The sequence below is a fragment of the Amycolatopsis sp. YIM 10 genome (assembly GCF_009429145.1).
Taxonomy (GTDB): Bacteria; Actinomycetota; Actinomycetes; order Mycobacteriales; family Pseudonocardiaceae; genus Amycolatopsis.
In genome coordinates, this window is record NZ_CP045480.1 from 4,686,330 (window position 1) to 4,699,040 (window position 12,711).

Below are 12,711 nucleotides of genomic sequence, written 5' to 3' on the forward strand. Positions count from 1 at the left end.
TCACCGCGGTGATGACGCTGTACCTGCTCTACACCCTGGTTCCGCTGGTGTGGCTGGTGATCAACGCGACCAAGACCCAGGCCGCCCTGTTCTCCACCCCGGGCCTGTCCTTCGGCGGCCCGTTCGCGTTGTTCGACAACATCGCCGAGACGTTCACCTACGACAACGGGATCTTCCTGCGCTGGCTGGGGAACACGCTGCTCTACGTGGTGGTCGGCGCCGGTGGGGCGACGATGCTGGCCACCGCGGCGGGGTACGGGCTGGCCAAGTACCGCTTTCCCGGCCGCCGCGCGGTGTTCGCCGTGGTGCTCGGCGCGGTGGCCGTTCCCGGCACGGCGCTCGCGGTGCCGACCTTCCTGATGTTCAGCGAGCTGGGGCTGACCAACACCCCGCTCGCCATCATCATCCCGTCGCTGATCAGCCCGTTCGGGCTCTACCTGATCTGGGTCTACGCCACCGACGCCGTTCCCGACGAACTGCTCGAAGCGGCCAGGATCGACGGCGCGGGGGAGATCCGGATCTTCCTCACCGTGGCGCTGCGCCAGCTGGTGCCCGGCATCGTCACCGTCGCGTTGTTCACCGTGGTGTCCACCTGGAACAACTACTTCCTGCCGCTGATCATGCTCAGCGAGCCGAAGTGGTACCCGCTGACGGTCGGGCTGAACCAGTGGAGCGCGCAGGCCGCCGGGGCCGGCGCGCGCCCGGTCTACCACCTCGTGCTCACCGGTTCGCTGATCACCATCGTGCCGCTGGTGATCGCTTTCCTGCTCATGCAACGGTTCTGGCAATCGGGGCTGAGCGCCGGAAGTGTCAAGCAGTAGCCGCCGTCACTGTCGGGAAAGGACATTCGATGTCACGTATCCGTAGTCGCACCAGTGCGGCCATCGCCGTCGCGCTGGCCGTTGTGCTGGCGGCCGGTTGCTCGTCGGGAACCACCGGACCGGCCGCGGTCACCGGTACCCAGGACGCCGTCGACGCGGCGCTGCGAGCCGGCGGCACGATCACCTACTGGAGCTGGACCCCGTCGGCGAAGGACCAGGTGGCCGCGTTCGAGAAGGAATATCCGAACGTCAAGGTCAACTACGTCAACGCGGGCACCAACAAGGAGCAGTACACCAAGCTGCAGAACGCGATCAAGGCCGGTACCGGCGGCCCGGACGTGGCACAGGTCGAGTACTACGCGTTGCCACAGTTCGCGCTGACCGACTCGCTGGTCAACCTCGACCAGTACGGGTTCGGCGCGTTCGAGCCGGACTACACGCCGTCGACCTGGTCGAGCGTGCGGGTGAGCAACGGACTGTACGGCCTTCCGCAGGATTCCGGCCCGATGGCCCTGTTCTACAACAAGGAGGTCTTCGACGCCAACGGCATCGCCGTGCCGAAGACCTGGGACGACTACCTCGCCGCGGCCAGGAAGCTCCACGCCGCCGACCCGGCGAAGTACATCACCTCCGACACCGGCGACGCCGGGTTCACCACGAGCATGATCTGGCAGGCCGGCGGTCGCCCGTTCACCGTGGACGGGCGGAACGTGAAGATCAACCTGGCCGACAGCGGCACCAAGAAGTGGACCGCGACGTGGAACCAGCTGGTCGAGGGCAAGCTGCTCGCCCCGATCAAGGAGTGGTCCGACGACTGGTACCGGGCGCTGGGCGACGGGACCATCGCCACCCTGATCACCGGCGCCTGGATGCCCGGCAACTTCAAGTCCTCGGTCCCCGGCGGCGCCGGGAAGTGGGCCGTGGCACCCATGCCGACCTACGACGGGCAGCCGGTCACCGCGGAGAACGGCGGCAGCACGCAGTCGGTGCTCAAGCAGAGCGCCAATCCGGCGCTGGCCGCGGGATTCGTGCGCTGGCTCAACCACGGCAACGGGGTCAAGCCGTTCATCGCCAGTGGTGGCTTCCCGGCCACCACCGCCGACCTGAACTCGCCCGCGTTCAAGGAAGAAGCCGTGCCGTACTTCGGCGGGCAGAAGATCAACCAGGTGCTGACCGAAGCATCGGGTCACGTGGCCAAGGGCTGGACCTACCTGCCCTACCAGACCTACGCCAACAGCGTCTTCAGCGACACCGTCGGCAAGTCCTACCTCGGCGGCACGGCGCTCGACCCTGGGCTGGCCGCCTGGCAACAGGCGCTCGTCGACTACGGCAACCAGCAGGGCTTCACCGTCAGCGCGGGGTGACACGAATGCGAAGTCGAATCGAAGCCGACGTCACCGACGTGATCGGGCCGGTGCCGCGGCGCCTGTTCGGCTCGTTCGTCGAGCACATGGGCCGGTCCGTCCACACCGGACTCCACGAACCCGGGCACAGCACGGCCGACGCCCGCGGTTTCCGCGGTGACGTGCTGGACCTGGTCCGTGAACTCGGGCCCACCGTCATCCGCTATCCGGGCGGCAACTTCGTTTCCGCCTACCGGTGGGAGGACGGGATCGGCCCGGTGGAGCGGCGCCCGGTCCGCCTCGACCCGGCATGGCACAGCCTGGAGTCGAACCGGTTCGGGCTGCACGAGTTCGCCGAGTGGGCCACCGAAGCGGGGGCCGAGATCATGTACGCGGTGAACCTCGGCACGCGCGGCATCCAGGAGGCCGCCGACGTGCTCGAGTACTGCAACCACCCCGGCGGGACCGAACTGAGCGAGCGGCGCCGCGCGAACGGTGCCGACCGTCCCTTCGACATCCGGCTGTGGTGCCTCGGCAACGAGATGGACGGACCCTGGCAGGTCGGCCACAAGACCGCCGACGAGTACGGGCGCCTCGCCGCGGAAACCGCGCGGCTCATGCGGATGATCGACCCCGGCGTCGAACTCGTCGTCGCGGGCAGTTCCGGGCCGGAGATGCCGACGTTCGGCAGCTGGGAACGCACGGTGCTGCGGCACACGGCCGCACTGGTGGACCACATTTCCGTGCACGCCTACTACCAGGAGCACGACGGCGACGTCGACAGCTATCTCGCCAGCGCGACCGCACTCGATGCGTATCTCGGCACCGCCGCCGGCCTCATCGACGAAGTACTGGCGAAACTCGGGCTGGACAAGAAGATCGGCATCAGCGTCGACGAGTGGAACGTCTGGGACCTGCGCAAGTGGAACGACAGCGACGGGCCCCGGCTGACCGCGGGGCCGTGGCGGCACCACCCCAGGATCATCGAGGACACCTACACCATCACCGACGCCGTGGTGGTCGGCTCGCTGCTCGGCTCGCTGATCCGCAACGTCGACCGCGTCAGCATGGCCAACCTGGCACAGCTGGTGAACGTCATCGCCCCCATCCGCACCGAGCCCGGCGGTCCGGCGTGGCGGCAGACGACGTTCCACCCGTTCCGGCTCGCCGCCGCACTCGGCCGGGGCACGAGCTTGCGTCCGGTGGTCACCGGCGACGCCCGCCACACCACGCGCCACGGCCGGGTCGAGGTCGTCGACGCCGCGGTGACGGTGAGCGAAACCGGGCGGTGCGCGGTCTTCCTCACCAACCGGGCGACCACTGCGGCCACCGACGTCAGCGTGCGGATCCGGGGCGCCAGGCTTGACCTCGACCGCACGTGGGCCATCGCACCCCGCGACGGCCAGAGCAGGCACACCGCCAACTCCGCGCGCACGCAGCCCGTCCACCCCGTTCCGCTCGACCACGCGACCGCGGCCCGTTCTCCGGAAGGAACCGTCATCACCGCGACCCTGCCACCCCTGTCCTGGACCGCGCTCGACCTGGGACCGGCGGTGGGGGATGCCTGAGTTCCGGATCGGGGACACCGACTTCCTGCTCGACGGCCGTCCGTTCCGGATCGTTTCCGGCGCCCTGCACTACTTCCGTGTGCATCCCGACCTGTGGGCCGACCGGATCGACAAGGCCCGCCGGATGGGGCTCAACACCATCGAGACCTACGTCGCCTGGAACGCCCACGCCCCTGAACCGGGCGAATTCGACCTGAGCGGCGGGCTCGATCTCGACCGGTTCCTGACCCTCGTCGCCGACGCCGGGATGTACGCGATCATCCGGCCAGGACCGTACATCTGCGCGGAATGGGACAACGGCGGCCTGCCCACCTGGCTCTCGCGTGACCCGGAACTGCGTGTCCGCCAGTTCGAACCGCGTTACCTCGACGCCGTCCGCACCTATCTCGACCACGTGTTCCGGGTCGTCGTGCCGCACCAGGTCGATCGTGGCGGGCCCGTCCTGCTCGTCCAGGTCGAGAACGAATACGGCGCGTTCGGTGACGACAAGCGGTATCTGGCCGCGCTCACCGAACACACCCGTGCCGCCGGGATCACCGTCCCGCTCACCACCGTCGACCAGCCTGACATGCTTGAAGCCGGCGGCCTGGACGGCCTGCACCGCACCGCGTCCTTCGGCTCCCAGAGCACCGAACGGCTCGCCACCCTGCGTGCCCACCAGCCGACCGGGCCGTTGATGTGCAGCGAGTTCTGGAACGGCTGGTTCGACCACTGGGGCGCGCACCACCACACCACCCCGGTCGAGCAGGCGGCCGCCGATCTCGACGCGCTGCTGGCCGCCGGCGCGTCGGTCAATCTCTACATGTTCCACGGCGGCACCAATTTCGGGCTCACCAACGGCGCCAACGACAAGGGCGTCTACCAGCCGCTCGTCACTTCCTACGACTACGACGCCCCGCTCGACGAAGCAGGCGACCCCACACCGAAGTACCACGCCTTCCGCGAGGTGATCGCCCGCTACCACCCGGTCCCCGACATCGCCCCGGCGCCGTCAGGACCGGCGCCCACCCCGGTAGCGGCGTTGCGCGAACCGGTCCGACTGCTCGATGCGCCGCAGCGCTGGGGCACCTGGCAGGCTCACGAACACCTGCCCACCTTTGACGAACTCGCCCCGGCACCGCGGCTCGCGCTGCTGCGCACGACGATCGACGGCGAACGCCCCGGCGTGCTGACCTTCGGGGAGATCCGCGACCGTGCCACCGTGTGGCTCGACGGTGATCCCGTCGGGATCCTGCTTCGCGAGCACCACGATCGCGCCATCCGGCTTCCGCGTGCCCGCGGTGAACTCATGGTGCTGGTGGAAGATCAGGGCCGGGTCAACTACGGCGAGCGGATCGGCGAAGCCAAGGGCATCGTCGGCGGTGCCGTCCTGAACGGCGAGTCGCTGACCGGCTGGGAGATCCTGCCGATCGACCTGACCGCGGTGCCGGACCTCCGCCCCGCCCAGCCCGATGACGGCGTCATCGACGGGCCAGTGGCGGGACCGGTGGTGGTACGCGGGTCCTTCGACCTCGCCGAGCCGGCGGACCTGTTCCTCGACACCGCGAACTGGGGTAAGGGAATCGCGTGGATCAACGGGTTCGCCCTCGGCCGCTACTGGCGCCGTGGTCCACAAAGGACACTGTATGTGCCGGGACCGGTGACCAGGGCGGGTGCGAACGAGATCGCCGTTCTCGAACTGGACACGATGCTCACCCCCGAAGCTCGCTTCACGCCCGGTCCGATGCTCGGGCACACCGAGGCTTGACGGGTGAAAATCGGGAGCGGCCGGTGTGCGTGGCCGATACGATCTGCGGACTTCATGGAGTGGATCAGTGGTAGATCGCCCCGCTCGGGTCGGGGAGGGCGCGGGTTCGATTCCCGCCTCCATGTCCGATCGATCGTGGAGTCCGCCATGTCCGAACAGTTCCGTACCGCGTCGCCCGGCTACGCGACCGGTCAGCTGGCGCGTGCGCTGGCCGCGGCGGTCTCCGCGGGTACCGAGGCCGACCGTGAGCGGGCGCGGCGCAAGCTGCGGCGCTGGGAGGATGTCGTCGGCGGGATGGCGGACGGATCGCTCACGGTCGGCTCCCGCACCCCGGTGGCGGACACTCCGGCGTGGGTGACGCTCGAGGTCGCGCACGGGGGTTTCGCGACCGGGAGGTATCTGGCCGAGGTGGCGCTGTCCGAGGACGAGACGGCGCGCGTCACTTCCCTGCCCGAGGACGTACCCGGGCGGACCGAGCGGGAACGGCTCAATCTCTGGTATCTCGGTGATGCCGGCCAGGCCGAGTTGCTGGACGCGCTTCGCCGCGGGCACTACCGGGTGGAGGTGCCGGAGGACGCGGCGCTGCCCGTCGTGGCGGTGTTGCTGGACCTGGGTTTCGCGGAGCAGGCTCTGGACCTGGTCGCCGAACTGCGCCCGCTGATGCACCGGCTGCGGCTGACGCCGCGCTTCGACCCGGTCACGCGGCCGTCGGATTCCGCCGTCCGTGTCACCTCGGTGAAGGATGTCGCCGCGGCGCTGCGTGCGGTGCGGGTACCGGCGCAGATCGCCACGATGCGGGACACGCTGACCGTGTGGGATCCGCTGTATGACCGGCTGGTCGCGTTGTGGTGCCGGACCGTCGACGGCGAGCTGCCGTACTTGGAGAACGGGACCGTGCGCGGCGGCTGGCCGTGCCGGACATGGCCCGCTGACTGGCCGAAGGCCCGGGCGGAGTGGCTCGCGGACTTCACCGGAACGTGCCGCACCCACACCCCCTCGGGCAGGCAGACCAACCCGAAGAACAACTTCGCGATCCTGCGCCGCGCACTGGAGTCCTGCCCGGAAGGCAGTGCCACGCTCACCGGGCGGGAGGTCGGCTGGATCCGCCGTGCTCTTGCGAGCACGGTCGCCCGCCGCGGCGCCCCGGACACCGAACAGCGTGAAGCGTGGCGCACCGCCCAGGCCGCTGCCGTCGCGGCGCCGACGAACGCCGCACTCGCCGGTGTGCTCGCCCGCAGGCTGGACCGCTACCCGGCCGACGGCGGTTTGCCCTCGCTCGAGGTCGCGACGGCCGCGGTATCCGACACTGAGACGACCGCCGGCATCCCCGGCGGTACACCGATGCCGGATCACCTGGTGCGCAAGGCGGCACGGTCGCTCGAAGCACCGGCGGACGAGTTGGTGGGCCTCGGTGTGATCACGTCGGGGGAGACGCTGGCGGTCGTGCTGCCGCAGGTGACCTCGCGGCTGCTCAGCGCGGCGATCGAGGACCCCGTCGTGGCCCGGCTGCACGAGCAGACCTACACGGCGTTCCGGCGCCGCCGCGGGCTGCTGCTGCTCAACCTCGAGCACCAGGTGCGGTTCACCGAGCTGCCGTGGGTGGACGCGCTCGCGCCCTGCCGCTCACCCGAGCCGGACCACGCCGCGGCCGCATATCGCGCCCTGCGGCAGACCACGATGCTCGCGTTCACCGCGTTCCCGCACGCGCTGCTGCCGAATCCGCTGGTGTCCGAGCTGAGAACGCTGGCGAAGCAGGCGAAGCTGGAGCTGCCGCTCGTGGAGGAAGTGGCCGCGGACATCTTCATGGGCACGTTCACCACCAAGTGGCGCGACGCCGGCGTGGTGGCGAGCCGTTTGCTGGCCGGCGCGCTCTACGCGCGCTACTACGACCTGCCCGCGGACTGGCCCGACACCCGGAAGACGATTCTGCGCTGGGGCAAGCGAACCGCCGCGGACTTCACCGCGTTGTGCCGGGAGCGGGCGGGTACCTCGGGTGGTTCCGTCGCGGCGAACGGCATGCTGCTGGAGCAGAGCCAGATCCTGACCACGCACAACCTCGCCGTGCTGGTCGATGGCCTGGACCTGGCCGAGGAACTGCGCGAACGCGCGCCGCGGCTCGCGGAGCAGACGTTCGGCTGGATCCAGCGCAGGCTGGCCCAGCGGGCGAGCCACCGGCACGCGGCGCTGATCCAGCTGAAGAACGCGGCGTACGCGTGGCGGCAGGCGGTGTTCCTGCTCAGCTTCTGCGAGCCCGCCGTGCAGTTCGCCCACGCGGAAAAGCTGACCGAGCAGGTACGCGGCACCGTACTCGAGCCTGTAGCCGACGGTCTGCTGCACGTTCTCCAGGGTGGCCGTTTCACGACCACCGGCACGGCACGGGACGGCGCGGGTGTGCGGTTCCTCGGCTGGACCGAGGGCACGAACCCGCTCCTGCCCCGTGTCGAGTAGTGGCTTGGCGTTGGCCTGTTCCTCAGCCCCCGCGCTGTGGACACCGTCGCGTCACGCGGGTGCCAGGCTCAGCACGGCCTTCCCGTCGCCGACGGCCACGGCCTTCACCTCGAGCCCGTTCATGATCGTGGCGCGGCCGGTGTCCAGCGGCGAGGTCAGCGAACCACCGCCGCTCTTCGCGCCGAGCTGCAGGACACCGTCGGCGATGGCGCGCACGCGGATGAGGTCGAAGCCGAACCGCTTCGGCGCGGGCACCACGGCTCCGGCGGAGACCAGCACCTCGCACCTGCCGTCCGAGCAGGCGGACAGGTTCTCGCCGTCCTTCGCCGCGGGCAGCTCGACGGGCGCGGTGGACGGTTTGCCTTCGTCCTTTGCCGGATGGCAGCTTTCGGCTTGCTCGTGTGCCTGCGCGACGGTGCCGTCGGCGGCCACCAACGTGGTGAGGTCGAGTCCCTGCGGCTTCAACGTTTTGAGCGCTTCGGTGGTCTCGGTGACGTACCCGCGCAACACGTCCTCGGCGGCGGTGTACTGGCTCGAGTACTCGTCGACCTTGTCGCCCAGTTGCTCCGCCGCGGTGGTGTAGGCGTCGACGAGCTCCTTGCCGCGCGGGAACGCCTCCGGGGCGAGGGAGGTGGTCTGGTGTTCGATGTTGCTCAGCGAGGTGCTCACCGTGCTCAGGTAGGAGCTGAGGTCCATCGAGACGAACTCGTCGCGCAGGTCCTGCGGCGGTTCAGGGGGCAGCAGGAACACCTTCGCCGCCTGGCAGAAGCGGTTCAGCCAGTCCACCTGTGCCGGGGTGGGCGGCGGCGCGGGCGGGCTCGGCGGGGGCGGTGCGGCCGGTGGTGCCGCGGGCTCGGCCGGAGCCCCGCAGGCGGCGAGGCTGCACATGATCAGGGCGGCGGCACCGAGCCGCAGGTCGTTCCGCATGGTGCTGGTCTACGCGGGGTCGATCCACCGGCCATACATTTCCGGTACAGGACGCACGCGTGCCGGTTGAGGCGGGTGGCGAGCAGCGCGGCCGGGACGCCGGGGTCTCAGCTGTTGCCCAGGGTGCGGTCAAGGAGATCGAGCAGGCGGTCCCAGTGGTGCTGCAACGCGGCGGGGTTGAAGGCGTCGGTGTCGGACATGGTGAAGCCGTGGACGGTGCCGGGGTAGATCTCGGAGGTGTAGTCGACGCCCGCGGTGTCCAGGGCCTGGTTCAGTTCGTCGAGCGCCGTGGGCGTGATGTCGGTTTCGGCATGTCCGAAGTGGACTTGGGCGGTGACCTTGGCGAGGCTGCCGGGCCCGTCGGCGCCCACGGGGCCGTGGAACGCGGCGAGGGCGGCCACCTGCTCGGGGTGAGCCACGGCGGTGCGCGTCGCCAGGAGGCCGCCGATGCAGTAGCCGGTCACCGCGACCGGTCCGGCGCTGACCTCACGCTGGTCGGTGAGGAACCTGAGGTAGGCGTCGGCGTCGCTCAGGACACGTTCGACGGTGTGCGCCTGGATCAGGGGCATCAGCTGGTCGATGAGCGCGGGCCGGACCTCTTCTCCGATGTGCTCGGGAAGTTCGATCACCGGTGCGGGGCCGTGCCGGTAGAAGAAGTTGGGGACGAGCACGTAGTACCCGTGCCCGGCCAGTTCGAGGGCCATCTCCCGCAGCACGGGCCGGATGCCGAAGGCGTCCCCGTACATCAGCACCGCTGGGTGCTGCCCGCCCTGGTCGGGGAAGGCCGCGACGGCGTCGGCGTGGCCATCGGCAGTGGGAATTCGCAGAGTCTTGATGGGCATGTGTTTCTCCTGTCGTGGTTGATCCGTCGCAGTGCCGTTCTCGTGGACGTTTCAGGGGCCGGGTGCGTACAGCAGGATCTCGTGGCCGGTGATCGCTTCCAGGCCGAACCCGGTGCGCCAGACGTCGAGCACCGGGCCGTAGGGGTTCGGCACCTGGGCCACCGCGCGGCCGGCGACGCGGACCTCGGCCAGTCGCGAACCGGGGTCGTCGCCCCAGGCGCCGAGGCCGAGATCCCGGTCAAGATCGGCGAGTTCGGCCGCCCACCGCCGGTCGAGCAAATCCGCTATCGCCTTGTGCGCTGCGCGGGGGAACAGGTCGCGGGAGTAGCTGCCCACGGTGGCGTTGGACACGTGGCCGACCCGCCAGACCACCCGCTGTGGCGGTGTGATTCCCCACGGCGCCAGACACGCGGCGGTTTCGCGCGCGTGCTGCTCGGCGAGCAGGAACGAGGGGCAATCCCCGAGCGCCACCCGGTGCACGTCAGCAGGGAAGTCGTCGACCGGCGCGGCCGGGTCGTTCCCGGTGCACTGGCACGCGGGACACCCGAATCGCTCGTAGCCGTCGAAGACCACGTCGACCTCGCCCCAGCCGGTGCACTCACCGCACTTCACCGGACGCCGGAACCCGCGACGCGGATCGCCGGTCAGCTCGACCGGAAGCCCGGTGCGTACCGGAGCCAGCAGACGCTCACCCAACTCTCGGTAGTCGCTCACCGAACGAATCCTAGGTCCTGGTGCGGTGTCAGTCCCGAGTGGACATGTTCCGCGCGTTCGCGGTTACGCCCTTAGGGTTGGCGGTGTGGAGATGCTGCACCTGCGTTACTTCGTCGCCGTCGCTGAGGAGTTGAACTTTTCCGCGGCGGCCCGCCGGCTGCACATGGCGACCTCGCCGCTGAGCCAGCGGATCAAGGATCTCGAACACGAGCTGGGGCAGCGGTTGTTCGATCGCAGCACGCACCACGTCCGGCTCACCCCGGCCGGTGCCGCACTGCTCCCGATCGCGCGGGACGTGCTGGACCAGGTCAACTCGATCCCGTGGCGGCTGAGTGAGGCGACCCGCCCGCGGCGCAGCACGGTGTTCATCGGCATGCCCGCCGGAGTGCACCCCGACCTGCGGGCCCGCGTGAACGTGCTCGCCGAGCAGGTCCACGACCGGTTCGAGGTCAAACGCTGGCCCGGCACCACCCCCGCGCTGGCCGCCGCGGTCCGCGAGGGCAAGCTGGCACTGGCGCTCGTCCGGCTCCCGGTCGGTGATCCGGCGCTGGACCAGCTGCTCGTCATGTCCGAGCGGCTCGGCGCCGTGGTGCCCTCGGACCAGTTCGCCGGGAAGGACTCCGTCGCGCTGGCCGAGCTGACCGGCCTCGCCTACGTCGCCACCCCTTCGGAGATCACCCCCGCGTATTTCGACCAGCTTGATCGTGAATTGTCCGATCGTGGGATCAGAAAGCGCATCAAGCTGGCCGATACCGGCTATGGCGGGGTATCCGAGATTATTTCCAGTGGAATGGCCTTCTCCGTTTCCATGCTGGATTCGAGAAGTCCCATGAGCGGCTACCGGCTGGACAACGTGACGGTGCTGCCGTTCGTCGATTTCGCGCCCAGGCTGGATACCGGCCTGGTCTGGCGCCGTGATCGTGCTCACGGTGGTGATCTGGACGAACTCGCCGACGCGGCCCGTGAAGTCTTCGCCGAACCGCTCAGCAGCTGACAAAAGCGACACCGAATAGCTCGCATCAATGGTGTGACCGCTGTGGTCATACCATTGTTCGCATCATGATCGTTCCGTTTTCCGTAGATCGCGCCTAATTTCGTCGGTAGAGCGAAAAAGCAAGGCGCGAAAGGACGGAACGATGGTGAACACGACCAGCCCCGCCGGTCCGCTGGACGGGGTGCGGGTGATCGACCTCTCGACCGTGGTGATGGGCCCCTACGCGGCGCAGATCCTCGGTGACCTCGGCGCCGACGTGATCAAGATCGAATCCCCTGCCGACACCGTCCGGGTGGGGCAGTACCGGACCACGCCGGGCATGACCCCGCTGAACCTCAACGTCAACCGCAACAAGCGCAGCGTGGCCCTCAACCTGAAGGACGAGGCGGAGCGCGCACGGGCCGTCGAGCTGATCGGCAGCGCGGACGTGCTGATCACCAACATGCGCCCCGGCGCGCTCGGCAGGCTCGGCCTGACCTACGAAGACCTCGCCGAGAGCAACCCCGGCCTGGTCTACGCGCACGCCCAGGGCTTCCGCGGCGACTCCGACCGGGCGGGCAACGCCGCCTACGACGAGACCGTGCAGGCCGCGTCCGGGCTGGTCGACATCGCCAACCGCGCGCTGGGCACCCCGGTCTACCTGCCGACCATTCTCGGTGACAAGGTCTCGTCGCTGACCATCGTCTACAGCGTGCTCGCCGCGCTGGTGCACCGGAACCGGACGGGTCGCGGCCAGCTGATCGAGGTCCCGATGACCGACACGCTGATCGCGTTCAACCTGGTGGAGCACCTGTCCGGGCACGTGTACGAGCCGGCCCAGGGCGCCACCGGCTTCCCGCTGTCGATGACGAAGGGCCACCGGGCGGCGCGGACGAAGGACGGCCTCGCCTGCGTGATCCCCTACAACCCGCGGAACTTCCGCGACTTCTTCGCCGCCGCCGGGCGGCCCGACCTGGTCGAGGACCCGCGCGTCAACGGGGAAGCCATCGACGGCGCCGACCACGAGGCGCTCGCCGAGCTGATCGACGAGTGCGCCCCGGCGCTGACCACGGCGGAGTGGGCCGAGGTGTGCGCCAAGCACAGCATCCCGATGGCGCCGGTGCTGGAACTCGACCACGCCGAAGAGGACGACTACGTCCGTGAAGGTCACCTGCTCGACACCGTCGAGCACCCGACCGAGGGCTCGATCCGCACGGTCGGCATCCCGGTGAAGTTCTCCGCCACCCCCGGCTCGATCCGCCGCCTGGCGCCGGTCGCGGGTCAGGACACCGCCGACGTGCTCGCCGAACTGGGCGGGAAGTGAAGGG

General features: G+C 69.5%; 10 protein-coding genes and 1 tRNA gene. 8 read left to right on the forward strand and 3 right to left on the reverse strand.

Annotated features, from left to right (window positions below):
* The first annotated feature begins 11 nt into the window (after positions 1 to 11).
* The 6 genes from YIM_RS22500 to YIM_RS22525 all read left to right on the forward strand — a co-directional run bounded on the left by YIM_RS22500 (position 12) and on the right by YIM_RS22525 (position 7,927).
* Positions 12 to 821 carry a carbohydrate ABC transporter permease gene (locus tag YIM_RS22500; RefSeq protein ID WP_370469025.1) on the forward strand — a complete coding sequence of 270 codons (810 nt, stop codon included), beginning with the start codon at positions 12 to 14 and terminating at the stop codon, positions 819 to 821.
* 29 nt (positions 822 to 850) lie between these two features.
* Positions 851 to 2,185, forward strand: a complete 1,335-nt coding sequence (locus YIM_RS22505) for an ABC transporter substrate-binding protein (RefSeq protein ID WP_153032219.1) — start codon at positions 851 to 853, stop codon at positions 2,183 to 2,185.
* A 5-nt stretch (positions 2,186 to 2,190) separates the two neighbouring features.
* Positions 2,191 to 3,732, forward strand: a complete 1,542-nt coding sequence (locus YIM_RS22510; protein ID WP_153032220.1) for an alpha-N-arabinofuranosidase — start codon at positions 2,191 to 2,193, stop codon at positions 3,730 to 3,732.
* Positions 3,725 to 5,479: a beta-galactosidase family protein gene (locus YIM_RS22515; protein WP_153032221.1), complete on the forward strand. Its 1,755-nt coding sequence runs from the start codon at positions 3,725 to 3,727 to the stop codon at positions 5,477 to 5,479. The genes YIM_RS22510 and YIM_RS22515 overlap by 8 nt, the downstream gene beginning before the upstream one ends.
* Before the next feature lie 53 nt (positions 5,480 to 5,532).
* Positions 5,533 to 5,604: transfer RNA gene (locus YIM_RS22520), tRNA-Pro, on the forward strand.
* A 22-nt stretch (positions 5,605 to 5,626) separates the two neighbouring features.
* On the forward strand, positions 5,627 to 7,927 hold the full coding sequence (locus tag YIM_RS22525) for a hypothetical protein (RefSeq protein ID WP_153032222.1): 2,301 nt from the start codon (positions 5,627 to 5,629) through the stop codon (positions 7,925 to 7,927).
* A 51-nt stretch (positions 7,928 to 7,978) separates the two neighbouring features.
* On the opposite strand, the gene YIM_RS48645 is transcribed toward YIM_RS22525, so the two are convergent.
* From YIM_RS48645 to YIM_RS22540, 3 genes are all read right to left on the reverse strand, one after another.
* Positions 7,979 to 8,854, reverse strand: coding sequence for a hypothetical protein (locus YIM_RS48645; protein WP_194240257.1), 876 nt, complete (start codon positions 8,852 to 8,854; stop codon positions 7,979 to 7,981).
* 107 nt (positions 8,855 to 8,961) lie between these two features.
* Entirely contained in the window at positions 8,962 to 9,696 is a 735-nt protein-coding gene (locus tag YIM_RS22535) for a dienelactone hydrolase family protein (RefSeq protein WP_153032223.1), read from the reverse strand.
* A gap of 51 nt (positions 9,697 to 9,747) precedes the next feature.
* Entirely contained in the window at positions 9,748 to 10,410 is a 663-nt protein-coding gene (locus YIM_RS22540) for a hypothetical protein (protein ID WP_153032224.1), read from the reverse strand.
* An 85-nt stretch (positions 10,411 to 10,495) separates the two neighbouring features.
* On the opposite strand from YIM_RS22540, the gene YIM_RS22545 reads away from it, so the two are divergent.
* Positions 10,496 to 11,404: a LysR family transcriptional regulator gene (locus tag YIM_RS22545; RefSeq protein ID WP_153032225.1), complete on the forward strand. Its 909-nt coding sequence runs from the start codon at positions 10,496 to 10,498 to the stop codon at positions 11,402 to 11,404.
* A gap of 142 nt (positions 11,405 to 11,546) precedes the next feature.
* Positions 11,547 to 12,707, forward strand: a complete 1,161-nt coding sequence (locus tag YIM_RS22550; protein WP_153032226.1) for a CaiB/BaiF CoA-transferase family protein — start codon at positions 11,547 to 11,549, stop codon at positions 12,705 to 12,707.
* Positions 12,708 to 12,711 lie beyond the last annotated feature (4 nt).

Coding starts and splice junctions, on each gene's coding strand:
- YIM_RS22500 (WP_370469025.1), top strand. CDS start 12: ATGACGCTGTACCTGCTCTACACCCTGGTTCCGCTGGTGTGGCTGGTG.
- YIM_RS22505 (WP_153032219.1), top strand. CDS start 851: ATGTCACGTATCCGTAGTCGCACCAGTGCGGCCATCGCCGTCGCGCTG.
- YIM_RS22510 (WP_153032220.1), top strand. CDS start 2,191: ATGCGAAGTCGAATCGAAGCCGACGTCACCGACGTGATCGGGCCGGTG.
- YIM_RS22515 (WP_153032221.1), top strand. CDS start 3,725: ATGCCTGAGTTCCGGATCGGGGACACCGACTTCCTGCTCGACGGCCGT.
- YIM_RS22525 (WP_153032222.1), top strand. CDS start 5,627: ATGTCCGAACAGTTCCGTACCGCGTCGCCCGGCTACGCGACCGGTCAG.
- YIM_RS48645 (WP_194240257.1), bottom strand. CDS start 8,854: ATGCGGAACGACCTGCGGCTCGGTGCCGCCGCCCTGATCATGTGCAGC.
- YIM_RS22535 (WP_153032223.1), bottom strand. CDS start 9,696: ATGCCCATCAAGACTCTGCGAATTCCCACTGCCGATGGCCACGCCGAC.
- YIM_RS22550 (WP_153032226.1), top strand. CDS start 11,547: ATGGTGAACACGACCAGCCCCGCCGGTCCGCTGGACGGGGTGCGGGTG.